Source organism: Fibrobacter sp. UWB11, assembly GCF_900143015.1.
Taxonomy (GTDB): Bacteria; Fibrobacterota; Fibrobacteria; order Fibrobacterales; family Fibrobacteraceae; genus Fibrobacter.
Genome location: NZ_FSRT01000004.1, coordinates 53,590 through 69,506, shown reverse-complemented (window position 1 = coordinate 69,506; position 15,917 = coordinate 53,590). Strand labels below are relative to the sequence as shown.

The following is a 15,917-nucleotide window of genomic DNA, read 5'->3' as shown; positions in this document are numbered from 1 at the left end:
TTTCACGAGAAAAGCGCTTTGAAGTGCGCGCCGCAAGATATAGATTATGGGTATGGGGGAATAATCCCCCTAATTGCAGCCCGCTTCGCGGTCTTCCATTACCCCCAATGCGGGCTTCAGACGCCAGCCCGCAACGCCTGGCTTAATTGCTATAAAGGGATGGAACAAGCCAAAAGTTGGGTAATCGCAAAAAAGTGAGGAACAATGGGTATGAAAGGTTTTGGTCAAATAGCGCTTGCAAGCGTTGTCTCAATTTTCGGAATTTCCGCAGTACACGCGGCAGATGCGGCTGCAAAAATTCAAGCCTCTGAAGTCGTTACGCTCCCGTCCGACGCCGCTTACGGCGGTGGCGACAAAGTCGGTTCACAGCTGATTGCCGCCACTTACAATGCAGGGAATGGTCCCGGCATTTGGATTGTCGCCGATGGCGGTTACAGGCTCTACCACAACGGTTCACTCCTCGCCGAAGATAACCAGGCAGGCCGAGTGCGCTTTATCCCGATGACATTCCTGCCCGGCGAAAACGCCATTTCTGTCGTGAGCGTGAACGGCAAAGGCGCCCCGGGCGTTCTCGTGCAAATCGACGACCTCGACAAATCTTACTATTCCGGCAGTGGCTGGAAGTCAAAGCCCGTTGTCAGCAACAACTCCTGGAAAAACAAGGGCCGCGACCTCTCGCAATGGGGAGGCGCCACAACGCTTTCTTACGCAAACAACAAGCTCCCGAGTGGCGGTGCGCTCGAAAATTTCGCCCCGAATACGCAAGCTAAATGGATTTGGACGAGTGACGAATCTGACCCAACCGCAGTTTTACTTTTCACTTTCAACGTGAAAGCCGAGGGCTTCGGTGTCACCACAACGGGTGGCGATGCAGGCAAAGTCGTCATTGCAAGCGATTCCGCAAGCATCCGCAAGTACTTGCAGAGCAACGACGCCGTTACAATCCTCGTGCCCGAAGGCACTTACGACTTTAGGCAAATGCGCAATGCGGTGACCGAAGCCAAAAGCAAAGGCCGCACCTGGTGCAAGACGACATGTACCGAAAAGAATCGCGTGACCGGCAAGACCAACACGTTCTACCGCATCACTTTCAAGGCGAACAGCTGCAGCGACCTCACCGAAGCCGGCGTGCAGATTGTGCAAGAAAGCGAAAATCTGCAGGCGTGGAGCAACTGGATTACCACCAAGCCGAACAAGAGTCTCGTGGGCATGGGCCGTGGCGCAAATCTCCGCGGAGCATCCATCGCCGTGCGCAGTAACGAAGGTTCAGGGAACCACATCTACCGCAACCTCGCGATTTACGATGTGAACCCGCACTTGATCGAAGGCGGCGACGGCCTTGAAACCGTAGGCACCGCCAGCAAACACGTAAACAAATTCTGGGCCGACCATATCAGCTACAAATGGATTTCCGATGGCATGGATATGGAATTTGTCGACAACGCCACCATCAGTTATCTCGATTTTGACGGAGCCAACGAATACAACTGCTGGGGTACCGACCCTTACATGGCTCTCGTTGAAGACGCCCATTTAACTTACGCCAACAACTACTGGCACAACACTTACGGTCGCGTCCCGAAAGTCACCGGTGAAAACAACGGCTCGCAGGTGCATCTGTACAACCAGTATGTAGATTACAACCGCTTCTTTGTAGCGGGGGCGAATGGTCACAGCGCAAATGCGAAGGCCTACGTGCGCTACGAGAATAGCTATATCGACAACGGCCAAGGCTATTTGGCCGAATGGGGCGATAACGGCTACGTTTACTTTAGCGGAGTTACGTTCGGGAACGGCACCAAGCAACAACACCGCTACAATGGCACCGTGAAAAGCGGAGTTCCGCAAGCCGAAACATTCAACCCGAGCTACAGTTTTGAAAAGCGCAATGTCGCAGACCTCCCGAAAGAAATTCCGAACCTCTCGGGCGTCGGCGGACGCTACGGCAAAATGCCCGAATACAACCAGGGCTTCGGTCAAAGCAACAAGGCTGCAAGCGTAACGCTCACCGCACCTGCCGCTGGCGCAAAAATCACAGCAAGCGCAGACGTGACCTTAAAAGCCGACGCCAAGGATAACGACGGCTCCGTGAAAAGCGTTGCATTCTACGTCGGCAACACGCTCGTCGGAACATCAACCGCCGCGCCGTACCAGGTTACCGCCAAGAATCTCGCCGCAGGCACACATTCCGCAGTCGCCGTCGTGACGGACAATTCCGGACTCACGTGGATGTCTGAATACGTGACGTTCACCGTCGAAGGCGCGGCAGAATCTAGTTCCAGTGCGGCTCCCGCAAGCAGCTCTGCGGTCGCGGAATCTAGCTCTAGCGAAGTTTCTTCATCGAGCGTCGCGGAATCCAGCAGTTCAGCAATCACAGCAGAATCGAGCAGCGGAACCATCGGCATCGCCTCCCCCATGCAGCGCGCGACCGAAGCCGAAGCAGGCTTCTACCGCATCTTTGACATTCAAGGACGCCCGCTGTACTCCGGCAATCGCAAGCCCGCCAAGATGCCCGCTGCGCACGTCATCGTGATTGAATACTCCAAAACAGGCAAAACATTACGCCACTATATCCAATAACGATTACTATAGCGATTAATAGCCCTCCCGCTTTTAGCAAATCTTATATATATTGGTATCAATGAAGTTCTGCAAAAACATATTGGCTGTTTCGATTGCGTCCACCGCAATTTTTGGAGGTTGCTCCTCCGACAGCCATATTGCAGGCAACAGCGCCGAGACGGGTTCTCCGGAACTCGCCGGTATTTTCCTTTTGGATAACGGCAACCCCGCCGCATTTGCACGTGTGCACTGCGTCCCTAGCGACTTTGACGCGGCCTCAGGCGAGCTCCCCGCCGCCTACACCACGGAAACGGATTCCACAGGCTACTACAGCCTCGATTCCATTCCTGCAGGCACTTACGCCGTCGAAGCATTCCACGAAGAATCCGGCAAACGGTTCCTCGTACAGAACGTAAGCGTCACCGAAGACGATTCCATCGCCGTTAGCGATACGCTCCGCGCGCCAGGCTCTGTCGAAATAGCGTTCAACAGCCTCATTGAAGACGGCACGTCCGCCATGGTCACAATCCCCGGAACGACCATCTTACGCAAAGTGATCGTTCACGCGCAAAAGGCCATTATCGACAGCTTGCCCACCGACACGCTCGGTCTCAGAATTTATATAGAAAACGACACGTTGGATTACGGGGATGTCTTCGTCAAATCAGATACGACCGTCCAGACGCTCGTCAACTATCCCCACATCGAATACACGTTCGTCGCCCCGCTTGCACTCCCCGAAGGCGAAGACACGCTCTCGTCTTTTGTGAGCGACATTCCGCTTGCGCTCCGCCTGACCGCAGAAAACAGCGACATCGATACACTCGCTCGCTTGCAAGGTCGCTGGGAAGTTGTACGCATTTCAAAAGATGGCAAGCGTAGCAAAAAGCTCCCGATTGTGAATTCAGTCTTTGACGAAAAAGAAGCTATTTTCTGGGTAAGCGTGGATTCATTAAACGTCTCTGACTCGCTAGAGCTTTCATTCAACAACGCACTTGAATCGGGTTACGCTCACGACGTGTTCCCGACCAACCGCAGCTATTCGCTCGTGTACCATTTTGATAGCGGAACCGACATCAAGGACGATGCCGAAAAAAGCTACTTTGAAGGCTCGTTAAGTTCCGCAAAAGCGCTCGCCGAATCAACCGCAAATCGCGACTCGGACGGAGTTCTCGGCACATCTATTGCACTTGACGCAGCAACATCTATCACAGCAACTAATTCCGCCAAGATAGATTCCTCCCGCAAGGTTAATTTGTCCTTTGACGGCATGCAATTTTGTTTTTCGCTGTGGGTCAACCTCGAATCGCTAAAGCAACAGTCCCTCTTTGAAAAAGCAGATGAATACGCACTCCGCTACTCACCTGAACAAGGCTTTGTCGTAGAATTCTATCACATCGCCACAGAAAATGCCGCCGATGAAGGTGCCACAGACACCGCAAGTTACAAACAAACGTGGGCGTCAGGCACAAAAGGAATCGAAGCTGGCAAATGGATTTTCATTGCATTCAGCAAGCATTCCATACCGCAAATAAGTTTCTTTATCAACGGTGCTCCAATCGAAGCCGAAGAAACTCGCACAGATTGGGACGGCAGCCGCAAGTTTGCAGACTTTAAAATCGGCGGATTTACCGGGAAAATGGACGAGTTCATGCTCGGTAGCGCATTCCGCGACGATTCCTGGACACGCCTTACATACCTCAACCAAAAGCCCGAAAATTCCTGGCCAAAACTTTCCGCGAGAAAATAACTCGGTTACTGCCCACGCGTTCAGCACTCAGTTACTTACTATTATATTATATACGCAAAAATGCCCCGCGATTTTGAGAGTGCGTTTTAAACACTCAAAAAAACGTTATTACATTTTGCCCAAGAAAAAATGTTCCTAACGATTTTGACATACGTGGCCATCGGGCTTTTGGCTATCTTAGCGATCTTCTATCTCGGTTTAGAAGTGCGGTTCTACCGTGCACTCGGACGAGTACGCGAAGGCTATGCCGACCCGGAACCGCTACCAAAGGTGAGCATCCTGATTGCGGCACGTAATGAATCCGAAGGAATCCGCGAAACGCTAGACTCCGTTTTAGCACAAGACTATGCTGGCGATTGGGAAGTCTGGGTGGCAGACGACCGCTCCACGGACGACACCCCGAAGATTCTTGCCGAATACGCCGCCAAATTCAGCAAGTTGCATATCCTTACAATCGATTCCATTCCCGAAGGTGTAAGCCCCAAAAAACAGGCGCTTTCCAAGCTCATTGACGCCTGCAACGGAGAAATTCTCTGCCTTACGGATGCCGACTGCATCGTGCAGCCTTCCTGGATCAAGGGAATCATCAAGGAATTCGAACCGGGGATTGAACTTGTCGCCGGGCACTCCTATATTCCGACCGACAGCCAATCACCATTTATCATTTGCATGCAGGCTGTCGAAACGCTCATTTACCGCATAGCCGGGACCGCAGGGCTCGCCATGCACCTTCCGCTCACAAGTACAGGCAACAACCTCGCCTACCGCAAAAGCTTTTTCAAGAGCGTAAACGGCTTTACGGGCGTTATCAAAATACAGAGCGGCGACGACGACCTGCTGATGCAAAAACTGGCAGCCGACCGCCCCTGGGCCATGCGTTACTGCATTACCCCTTCGACGTTCGTCACCACTAGCGGCAAGGAAACGCTCAAAGCACTTTGGGAACAGCGCAAACGCTGGGCATCAAAGACCATCTACTACACGCCCAAAATCGTCTTTGTGCTCTCGATGGTATTTATGTTCCTCGTAATGCTCTGTGTAACCGCTTTTCTTTCGATTTTCAGCTTTAAAATATTCGTCGCCACCTTAATTGCATTCTTGTTAAAAAGTGTCGGCGACATGGTACTTATTATTCGCGGGCTCAAAATATTCAAGCAGGAACACCTCCTCAAATGGTGCATCCCGGTTGAATTCATACACGCCCCCTTTACCGTTCTGGCCGTATTGTTCGGACTGTTCGGACGATTCAAGTGGAAATAAAAATGGCAACGACTAAAACTACAACTAAGGCGACAACCAAAACCACTACAAAGAAAACCGCCACCAAGACAGCTACAAAAGCTGCAAAACCGGTTGCAGAGGGTAAGACCCTTATTATCGCAGAAAAACCGAGCGTAGCAGCAGACTTGGTCAAAGTACTCGGCGCCAAAACATTCAAAAAAGAAACCGCCTATTACGAAAGCGACACGACCATCGTAAGCCATGCGATAGGTCACCTCGTAGGTATCGCGGACCCAAAAGATATTGACGAACGTTACAAGGCATGGGACATGAAAACGCTCCCCATGCTCCCGGAAAAATTCCCACTCGTCGCCCTCCCCACGACCAGAAGCCACCTCAGCGCACTCGGCAAACTCATCAAACGCAAGGACGTCACGACAATTATAAATGCGTGCGATGCGGGCCGCGAAGGTGAACTGATTTTCTATTACATCGTAGATTACATTCTCAAGGGGAACTTCAAGGGCAAGACATTCAAGAGACTTTGGATGCAGAGCATGACGCCAGCCGCCATCAAGGACGCCTTTGAGCACCTCCGCACCGAAGAAGACATGGTGAACCTGCGAAACGCCGCCCTCTGCCGTAGCGAAGCCGACTGGCTTGTAGGCATGAACGGAAGTCGCGGCCTCACCGCGTACAACAGTTCCATGGGCGGGTTCCAGATTACGCCGTGCGGCCGCGTGCAGACCCCGACGCTCGCCATCATCGTAAAGCGCGAAGAAGAACGCAACCGCTTTGTACCGCAAAAATTCTGGACAATCGAAGCCTCGTTCGACAACTCCGGAGCCGGTTACCAAGGCAAGTGGTTCACCGTCGATAAAGAAAACGGCAAGGACCGCGTCAAGCAAATTTTTGACGAAGCCCGCGCTCAGGAAATTCTCGCCAAGTGCAAGGGGAAGAAAGGCTCCATCGAAGAGACTACCGCCCCGAGCCAGCAGAAGTGCGGTCAGCTCTATGACCTCACCACGCTCCAGCGCGAAGCAAACAACCGCTTTGGATTCAGCGCCAAGACGACGCTTTCCATAGCCCAGTCGCTTTACGAACATTACAAGGCAACGACCTATCCGCGTACCGATAGCCGTTGCTTGCCCGAAGACTACGTGGCCCCGGTAAAGGCAACGCTCGGCAAAATCGAAGGCCCGCTCGCCAAGTTCGCCCAAGAAGCGCTCGACAAGAATTACGTGAAGCGCACACCGAAGGTCTTCGACAACTCGAAGATTTCGGACCACTTCGCCATTATCCCGACAGGTGTCGTGCCGAAGGGTCTCTCCGAAGCCGAAGAAAAAATCTACACGATGATTTGCCAGCGCTTTATCGCGGTTTTCTTCCCGCCAGCGCAGTACTTGAACACGACACGCATCACGACAGTCGAAAACGAAACGTTCATTACCGAAGGCAAGATTCTTGTGGATCCGGGCTTCAAGGCAATTTACGGCAAGGAATCCGACGAAGAATCGAACATTCCACAGCTCAATGGCAACACCGCCAAGATGCTTGAAATTGACGCCAAGGAAGACTTTACCAAGCCGCCAGCACACTACACCGAAAGCACGCTCCTTTCGATGATGGAAAGTGCCGGTAAGCTCGTCGAAGATGATGAACTGCGCGACGCCATGAAGGAGCGCGGCCTTGGAACGCCGGCTACACGAGCAGCCATTATCGAAAAGCTCGTGAGCGACAAGTACGTTATCCGCGACGGCAAGGAAATGATTCCGACAGCAAAGGCATTCGACCTCATCAAGGTCCTTTCTGCTATGAACTGCGAAGCCCTCACCAGCCCGGAACTCACCGGCGAATGGGAATACAAGATGGACCTCATCTCGAAGGGCAAGGAATCTCGCGAAGCATTCATGAGCGGCATCGTCGAAATGACCAAGACCATGGTGAAAAACATCAAGGGATTCAAGGAAGACGATACCGAAAACGAAGCTAGCTTTAGCCCCGTGAATGGCAAGAAGGTTTTTGAAACCGTCAGCCGTTACAGAACTGAAGATGGCATCGTAATCCGCAAGATTGTCGGCGGAAAGCACCTCACCGAAAGCGAAATCATCGAACTTTTGACAAAGCGAAAGATTGGTCCTCTGACCGGTTTCCGCAGCAAGAAAGGTGCCGAATTTTCTGCCGTTCTTACCATAAACGACGAAAACAAAATCGAATTTGTCTTTGACGAAAAGCCAGAAGAAATTGAACTCGGTGAAGTTATCGGCAAATCGCCTGTTGACGGTTCCGACGTTTATGAAACGCTCACGGGCTACGTCTCCGAAAGCTATGTGAAGAAGGAACCAAGCGGCATCACGCTCCCGAAGATTCTTTTAGGCAAGGAACTCCCGCTAGACGACATCAAGAAACTGCTCGCTGGTGAAAAGACCTCGCTTATCAAGGGTTTCCGCAGCAACAAGACTCGTCGCCTGTTCGACGCCTACCTCACACTCGTGAAAGGCAAGCTCAAGTTCGAGTTCCCTCCGCGTGAATTCAAACCGCGCCGTTTTGCAAAGAAGACTAGTGGTTAGCAGTTTTTACCGCATGTACAAAAATATTCTGTTAGTAATTACAATTTTGGGAGCTTTTTCAGCAGCCTTTTCCGACGACATGTCCGATCGCCGCTTTACCCCAATAAATTCATTAACAGAATCCCTTCTGCCCAAAAACGAGTCGCAAATTTGTTCCATAAAAGACTCTGTAAGTTTTGTGCAGTCTTCGTCATCAATTGCGCAATCGTCTTCAGCAATCGCACAATCTTCTTCCGCTGCAAAGTCCGGCAAAAACCCTTATGGTTTACCAGACGCTCTTATGCCCTTATGGGAATCCATGACACTCCGCCAAAAGGCGGCGCAAATGATTATGGTATTCCTTACAACGTCTGAATTTGCAATCGAGAACGAAATCGGAGGATTGCTCATTACCGGCAAGCACCTCAAGGAAACGGATAATTACCTGCACAAAGTTGAAGAAATCAACTCGAACTTAAAAATTCCAGTATTCACCGCTATCGACCAAGAAGGCGGCCTTGTCAATCGTTTGGCATCGTATTCCGATCATTGGCACAATACCCCAAGCGCACGCGAAATGCGCCGCATGGATTCCACAAAAATTCACACGCTTGCAAAGAAAATCGGACGCGCGCTTAAAGACATCAAAATCAACATGAATTTGGCACCCGTTTTGGACCCGTCTAAGGACCATCGCGAGTCCAATTCATTCATGGAAGAAAGCCGCCGTTCGTGGGGAAACGACACAACAAATGCTTATAAAGTAAGAGCATTCGTCAATGGCATGCGTGACAACGGCATCATCTGCGTTTCAAAGCACTTCCCCGGTTATGATTCCTGGACAAACAGCGACCATCAAATTGCCATCAGCGCATCGCCCAAAGAAAAAATCGACCAGAACATAAGCTTTTTCAGGACTCTTTCCAAAGACATCCCCGTCACGATGATGTCGAGCGTCCACTTTTTGCGCATTTCCAGCCGCCCCGCCGTCTTTGACGCCAACATCGTCAAGATTGCCCGCAAGTATTCCCCAGACATGATTATGCTTACCGATGACCTCTGGGGCACATCGCTTCGCGCCTGGGCAAGCGGCAAAACGCAAATTCCACCGCGCAAAAACTACCCCGATAAAGACTTCAAGCGACTCATCACCGCCATCATCGATGCAGGCAACGATATGCTCATGATTTCTTACACGTCCAAAGCCAAGGACATGCTCAACATCATGATGGAACTTTCCGAAAAGAACTCAAAATACAAGAAGCGCATCGAAGAATCCGCCGCTCGTATCTTGAAGCTGAAATATAAAGCCGGAATTTTGAAGTAGAAAAAAGGAGATTCCCGGTCAAGCCGGGATTCCGCACGCAGTTGGCTGAGCATAGAACTTATCGCCACTCAGGATGGCGAAGGGGGCAATAGCAAACGACCAACAACTACTTATTAATTGCCTGTTTCTTGGCAACAGACAAATTCACTACATTTTTAAACACCCCAGCCTCGCCCACTTTTTTCAAAGCAGCTTTCAAAATAGCAGCCGCAGCCAACGTGTCGTCCAAAGCGCGGTGATGATTAAAATCCGGAAGTCCTAACGATTCCGTGAGTTTGTGCAAACTGTAGCTCGGTTGTCCCGGAAATATTTTCCTCGCAAGTTTAACCGTACAAAGTCTCGGAGGATTAAACTTGATGCAGCAGCGCTTCAATTCAGCAGTCATGAATTTGTTATCGAACTGCACATTATGCGCCACGAATATGCGGTCCTGCAAAAGTTCCGCCACATGTTCTGCAATCTCACCAAATTGCGGTTGGCCGTTGACCATGTCGTCAGTGATGCCAGTAAGTTCCCGAACAAACGGTGTAATCGGCTGCCCGGGGTCCACAAGCGAGTGGAACGTACCAACAATTTCGGAACCGTCCATCAGGGCGATTCCGATTTCCATTATTCGATTATCTTCACCATGTCCGCCGGTCGTTTCTAGATCGACTACCGCAAATTTTAGCAATGCAAATTACCTAATGGGGATATCGATATCAAGCGTCTCCATCCCGTCACGAGCCTCGACACGAGCCAACATAACGTTGGACTTGGGGTGCCCATACACAGGAACGACGAGCAAATTCGATATTCCTCTCTGTTCGCTCGGGACCGCTTCGGTATCAGAAACCGTTTTCTTAAATATAGGTTTCTTGCTGCCATCGAACAAGGAGTAAGTCAACTTGCGAGGCATTCCCTTCTTGATTTGTGAAGTCTTTACCTGAAAATAAATGTAACCGCCCTTCGGTACATTTCTCAAACTGTCACGAATTTCTTCTTCAGTCGCAAAAGCAGCCTCCATGGCAAGTCGCACGTTCTTACGCACCATTTCGGGCTTTTCGTATTCGACAATCACATTGAACTTCGCATCTTCGGGAATTGCACTCTCGCGCACATCACGAATTTTGCTGTTGTTCTGATGATATTCCCAACGACCATTGTCATGCAAGATAACAGTCGAGCCGTTAGAAGCCATTGCAACAACATCTTCTGCAAATGCACTTGCTGCAAAAGCAAAGAAAAGAGCCACACAGGCTCTCGAAAGAATTCTCATTCCACCCATAATTACTCCGTCTTCCAAGGATACACATCCCTTTAATGACAATAATATATATAACAAAATCGCTTTTTACGAAAAAAACAAAATATTTATGTTTTTTCATAAAAAATATGTGACTTTAGTAACAATTTTACAACTTATATTTGTGATGTGTCATACAAAAGCAATATGTCAGGAAAAATTCGATTCGCACCAAGCCCCACGGGCTATCTCCACGAAGGCCATCTACTTTCGGCACTTTATGTGTGGGCTGCTGCAAAAAAATGGAACTTAAAGATCCACTTAAGAATAGAAGATCACGATCAAAGTCGTGCGCGCCCCGCCTACATCGAAGGAATCCGTGAAGATTTAGCTTGGTTGGGATTCAAGCATGATTCAGAAAGTATTCAGAGCGCACGAAATGATGTTTATAATGTAGCACTCCAAAAGCTCGAAGAAAAATCGTTAGTTTACCCGTGCTATTGCAGTCGCAAACAACTCCTTGCCGATAATCCGCAAAGCGAAACAGGCGAAATCGTTTATCAAGGAAAATGCTTGCACGAACCGCACAGCCTCCCCCTTCCGCACAATTTGCGCTTTATCGTTCCAAATAAAGTTATCGACTGGCACGATCTCCGTTTGGGAGACTTTCATGAAAATCCGAAACTTCAATGTGGTGACTTCCCTATCCGCGATAGGGACAACCAATGGACATACCAATTTGCAGTCTGTGTCGATGATATCGACGAAAACATCACGCATATCGTGAGAGGCGAAGACATCCGCAATTCTACAGCTCGACAAATCGCCTTAATGGAAGCCCTTGGACGCACAGACCGCCCCATTTACCTACACCACCCCTTAATCGTCGATGCCAACAATAAAAAACTTTCCAAGCGTGAGCTCGCACACAGTTTAAGGCAAGACAAAGAGGCCGGCATTACTCCCGAAATGCTTTTCGGACGAGTCTGCTTCAAGGCGCATCTCACCCAAAACAATGCCCCCCTTTCGCTACAAGACGCCATCACACTCGTCGCAAACACGCTCCCACCCCTGTAACGAAAGCATTGACGCTATATCCATACATACGGGCTACAACTAGTATTCACATGGGTTAAAAAAAATTTATATTCATGGTATGGCATCAACGTCTGTGTCTACTACCATAGAAAGAATTCGCGAAGAAGCAGCAGCCTTTGAAACCAAAGACCGACTCCTCAGCTTCTCGCAAAAAAACAAGTTTCAATCCCCGCTGCTGTTAGACAACGGAGACCTATTTTTTGAGACTTGGCAAAATGAATCCAAGCCTCGCACTCTCGCGCATTTTTTCCCTGTTTCTGCCAAATATAACGAAGAAAGGCAAACAGCAGATCTCGAGACTTTCCGTAAAATTCTAAAATCAAAAGTCGAAGACTTTTGCAACCAAGACCTGTACATGGCAACGGGATTTATCAAGTGCGGCGAAAAGATGCTCGCCCCAGCAATCCTTATCCCGCTTACCTACGATACCGAGCACGATACATTAACCATTTCAGATTGTGCACCTATCGAAAATATCGCGCTCCAATCGCTCGATAAAAACATCAAGTTCCCAATAGCCTCGGATTTCTACAAGAACAAGACGTTCAACATCCAAAAATTTTTCGACACGCTCGAAAAAAAGATTGCAGCTAAAACAGATTGGAAGTTTACACGCAACGGCTATTGCATCACGTTTTACAGCACAAACAAAATTCTTCTCAAAAAGAAACTCACAAGCGAGTGCTGGACAACCGCAAAAGCAGCCAATAACGAATTTTTCATTGCGACTATCGGAAACGAAGGATTCTTGCCGCAGCCATCGCTCTTTGACGAAGAACCTTACGACCACGTTTTCAATCCAGCGGAACACTATTTTCCATACATTACGGATTCGCAAACAAACAAGGCTGTCATCGATGCACTAGATGAAAAATATTCAGCTTATGCCATCCAAACGCTCCCAGGAGCAGAAAAGGCTAAAGCCGCTGTAAACATAACCGCAGAGCTCATCCAGCAAAAGAAAAAAGTCTGTGTGATTAGCCGTAGGGCCATCACTAAGTTTAACTTTGAAAACGCCTGGAAGCCGCCATTCCGATCGTTTCAAGGTCCCGACCGTGATACGATTAAAAGCACGTTGAGCGAGCTCCGTGCAAAACTCGTCACGTACTACGATTCCGTCAACTTTCCGCTCAAACCCTGCGGTGCAACACTCACGGAATTGCTCGACGAAATTACAAAATTAAAAAACGTCAAGTCAAAATTCGCAAGTGACTTATTCAAGAACATTGCAGATGTCCGTTATGACAAATTCAAGGCAATACATTCAAGCCTTGAAGAAATGACTCAGCTATTTTTTGAACAAAACGGAATAGAAGTCTACAACGCATTCCAAGGAATAACGTTGCCGGCTGTTTCGAAAGAACGCAAAAATTTGATTGGCGAAGAGCTTTCTCGAGCAAAAGACTTAATCGAGACCATCAAGCCATTCATCGAGAGCGTCGTCAAATCTAAGCTCTATCTCGATGGATTCAATCTTTCGGACATTCTTACTTTGATAAATGTCTTCAAGAAAAATTTCGACAAGGATATGCCGGGCCTTGAAGACTGGAATCTCCATTCAAACGGATGGATAGCCTACCAAGATGACCTCAACGATTTGCCAAGTGCAGGCGCCCGTTGGTCTAGTTATCGCCGCAAGGGCTCCGACATCTTTTTGGAAGATGCCATTGACGTAAACATTGTTGCAGCCCGCAACGAATTTTACGATAGTCTCAATTCCGCACTCAAGTCGCTCTCGGATCACTACCGCAGACCCAAGCGCATTTTGCTTAGCGTTTTCAAGAACCCAAAGAGCATTACCTCCGATGACATGCTTATCGAGCAAATCGACAAGCTTATCGAAATGCAAGAATACAGACGCAAGTACAAAGATTCCTCTGTACTTGCCACGCGTCTGTTCGGTAAAGACTGGAAATACGAAAAGACCGACTGGAATGATTTAGCAAACAAGATCCGCCATTACTACGTGTTCCGCGCACGAATCAAGAACAGCGACCAGCATGATTATCTGATGCAGTTGCTTGCAAAATGGCACTTGTTCAAACCGTTTGCCGAGAATTTAGACAAAATCCAGGCTAGCGTCGAAGAACTGCTAAAGGCGCTCCAGAGCATCAGCAAATCGCTCAATTTAAGCGAATCCTTGGAATCGCAAAATATTGATTTGTGGACAGATAAAATCGAGCGTTGGTCCACCCAGTGGGACAAGCAAGACGTTTACTTGCAGATTTGCGAGCACATCGAAAACATCAACGATTCGCCATGTGAAAATCTTGCGCAATTCGTAAAGGATTCCAAGAACGCTAGTAAAGACGTTGCAATGGCATTTGCCCGTTCATGGACAAACAGCCAAATGCAAGCGGCTACCGCAGAATGTCCGGAATTGTTCAGTCCGTCTTCGAAGAACCGCAAGCAACAGGGCAAGCAATACAGAACATTGCTAGACCAATTCTCGAACGCAAACTTCCGTGCCATGCACGAAACGGTCGAAAAAAATCCCGCCCGATTGCAAATCGTTACTTTATCACAATCATACCATCCAGACTTTGAATCATTTGATGTCGCATTGCTATTGGATGCCGATTGCATGACGATAGCCGAAGCCATGCCAGGAATTTTCAATTCCAAGAAAGTCATTCTATTTGGAAACCCCTGCGAGCCAACGCTTGAGGCGCTCCCCATGGACGCCTGCAATATGGAAGTTTCTTCACAATCGATTTTCTTTAAAGACAACGTGCTTTCTGCAGCGCTTCGCAAGGGAATTCCTACACGCGTTATCAGTTATACAATGCAATACGCAAACCCGGCGTTGTTCCGTTTTGCAAATAACAAAATTTACAACAACGAAATTGCGCAATTCCCGAATTCAACGATTACAACAGGCAAGTCTCAGACCGTAAAAGTCGTTCACGACAAGATTTCGGCCATTGCAGAAAAGGCTATCCAACATGCGACAAAGAATCCGAGCCAAACACTTGGAATTGTAGCTTCTAGCCAGGCTCTTTGCAAAGAAATCGAAGTCGCACTACAAAATCATTTAGAAAAGAATCCCAACGTTGCCAAGTTCTTTACTCAAGGAACTCTGCAAAACAAGTTCTACATCAAAACCATTGAACGCGCTGTAGATTTATACCGTGACGAAATTCTGGTTTGCGTAGACATCGACGATGTTTCGAATGCTACAGAAAGCCGCAAACTCGCCATAGGCTCCACACTTGCAAAGCAGAGCCTTTGCCTGTTCTTGAACAACGAAGAATCAGACAAGTTAACAGAAAAAGAAGGTCTATTCCAAGAATGGGTTGTTTCGCTCAAGAGTAAGTCCACAAGCGAAAATGCAACGGGCACCACCAACGTCATCGACACACCGTTCAGCAAACAAATTAAAGAAGTTCTCAAGGCAGAATCCATTGCATTTAAGGACTACATAGCCCCATGCAACATACCGGTGGGGCCGGTCATCGTTGACGCCAACAATTCCAAGCGTTTCCTTGCGGTAATCGAAAGCGATTGCAGCTACGGACTATACAACGAGTCGATTGAAGATCGCGAATACACTCGTCCGAATGCATTTACGAGACTCGGCTGGAAGGTCCTCCCCATGTGGCTTCCGCTCTGGAACATTTCGAACGCAGACGAAAAAGAAAATCTGATTGCCACCATTGCAATTGAACAGAGCGTCGCACCGCCACCGCAAGAAGACCTTTCTATTGACGATGCGGAACAGAACAGCGATATTCAAGCCGAGCCTTACAATGTGGTCCACTTTGCAAAGGAAGGCTCCGGAGACGATTTGCCCATTCAAGAGCTCCCGGTGGACAAGCTTATCGAACAGCTAAAGTTCTATGTCGATAGCGAATCCCCGATCCATGGAGAATTATTGTTGCAGAGACTTCTGGAATTGCACAACGTTGAACACGCGACACCCAAGATTACTGCCGTATTAAGCGATGCCATCAAGCAAGCGCTGCACCAAAAGCAATTTGTCAAGACAGGCCCATTCTTCTACTCGCTCAAGAACAAAGCGATAGTGCTCCGAGACCGCACCAAGAGGCCCGACAACGAGCGCAAGATGGCTTACGTGCCCCCAGAGGAACGTGCGCTGTTAAAGCTAGACGACCACAGCATCAAGCAGATTCTTGGCGTGCTGTAGGCGCCTACGGCGCAATTCTGAATTAAAAAACAACAAGA

At 48.9% G+C, this 15,917-nt stretch carries 9 protein-coding genes; 7 read left to right on the top strand and 2 right to left on the bottom strand.

Annotated elements, in window-relative coordinates:
* Window positions 1-210: 210 nt before the first annotated feature.
* The 5 genes from BUQ91_RS14425 to BUQ91_RS14400 all read left to right on the top strand — a co-directional run bounded on the left by BUQ91_RS14425 (window position 211) and on the right by BUQ91_RS14400 (window position 9,409).
* A complete protein-coding gene (locus BUQ91_RS14425; RefSeq protein WP_254842386.1) occupies window positions 211-2,580 on the top strand; it encodes an Ig-like domain-containing protein in 2,370 nt (789 codons plus the stop codon).
* 61 nt (window positions 2,581-2,641) lie between these two features.
* Window positions 2,642-4,312 carry a LamG-like jellyroll fold domain-containing protein gene (locus BUQ91_RS14420; protein WP_074209776.1) on the top strand — a complete coding sequence of 557 codons (1,671 nt, stop codon included), beginning with the start codon at window positions 2,642-2,644 and terminating at the stop codon, window positions 4,310-4,312.
* Window positions 4,313-4,441: 129 nt separating this feature from the next.
* The gene (locus BUQ91_RS14415) at window positions 4,442-5,572 is read left to right on the top strand and encodes a glycosyltransferase (RefSeq protein ID WP_074209775.1); all 1,131 of its coding nucleotides are present in this window, start codon (window positions 4,442-4,444) and stop codon (window positions 5,570-5,572) included.
* Window positions 5,573-5,574: 2 nt separating this feature from the next.
* Entirely contained in the window at window positions 5,575-8,103 is a 2,529-nt protein-coding gene (locus BUQ91_RS14410) for a DNA topoisomerase III (RefSeq protein WP_074209774.1), read from the top strand.
* Between the two features lie 13 nt (window positions 8,104-8,116).
* Window positions 8,117-9,409, top strand: coding sequence for a glycoside hydrolase family 3 N-terminal domain-containing protein (locus BUQ91_RS14400; protein WP_139299756.1), 1,293 nt, complete (start codon window positions 8,117-8,119; stop codon window positions 9,407-9,409).
* Window positions 9,410-9,515: 106 nt separating this feature from the next.
* Here BUQ91_RS14400 and BUQ91_RS14395 read toward each other — a convergent pair whose 3' ends face one another.
* Together BUQ91_RS14395 and BUQ91_RS14390 are read right to left on the bottom strand one after the other, a co-directional pair.
* Window positions 9,516-10,082: a 3'-5' exonuclease gene (locus tag BUQ91_RS14395; protein WP_072830118.1), complete on the bottom strand. Its 567-nt coding sequence runs from the start codon at window positions 10,080-10,082 to the stop codon at window positions 9,516-9,518.
* A gap of 6 nt (window positions 10,083-10,088) precedes the next feature.
* Window positions 10,089-10,676 (bottom strand): hypothetical protein, encoded by a 588-nt coding sequence (locus BUQ91_RS14390; protein ID WP_072830117.1) that lies wholly within the window; start codon window positions 10,674-10,676, stop codon window positions 10,089-10,091.
* A 165-nt stretch (window positions 10,677-10,841) separates the two neighbouring features.
* Here BUQ91_RS14390 and BUQ91_RS14385 point away from each other — a divergent pair, with 165 nt between their 5' ends.
* Together BUQ91_RS14385 and BUQ91_RS14380 are read left to right on the top strand one after the other, a co-directional pair.
* On the top strand, window positions 10,842-11,711 hold the full coding sequence (locus BUQ91_RS14385; RefSeq protein WP_074209772.1) for a glutamate--tRNA ligase family protein: 870 nt from the start codon (window positions 10,842-10,844) through the stop codon (window positions 11,709-11,711).
* A 94-nt stretch (window positions 11,712-11,805) separates the two neighbouring features.
* Entirely contained in the window at window positions 11,806-15,879 is a 4,074-nt protein-coding gene (locus BUQ91_RS14380; protein WP_254842385.1) for a hypothetical protein, read from the top strand.
* Window positions 15,880-15,917 lie beyond the last annotated feature (38 nt).

Coding starts and splice junctions, on each gene's coding strand:
- BUQ91_RS14425 (WP_254842386.1), top strand. CDS start 211: ATGAAAGGTTTTGGTCAAATAGCGCTTGCAAGCGTTGTCTCAATTTTC.
- BUQ91_RS14420 (WP_074209776.1), top strand. CDS start 2,642: ATGAAGTTCTGCAAAAACATATTGGCTGTTTCGATTGCGTCCACCGCA.
- BUQ91_RS14415 (WP_074209775.1), top strand. CDS start 4,442: ATGTTCCTAACGATTTTGACATACGTGGCCATCGGGCTTTTGGCTATC.
- BUQ91_RS14410 (WP_074209774.1), top strand. CDS start 5,575: ATGGCAACGACTAAAACTACAACTAAGGCGACAACCAAAACCACTACA.
- BUQ91_RS14400 (WP_139299756.1), top strand. CDS start 8,117: ATGTACAAAAATATTCTGTTAGTAATTACAATTTTGGGAGCTTTTTCA.
- BUQ91_RS14390 (WP_072830117.1), bottom strand. CDS start 10,676: ATGGGTGGAATGAGAATTCTTTCGAGAGCCTGTGTGGCTCTTTTCTTT.
- BUQ91_RS14385 (WP_074209772.1), top strand. CDS start 10,842: ATGTCAGGAAAAATTCGATTCGCACCAAGCCCCACGGGCTATCTCCAC.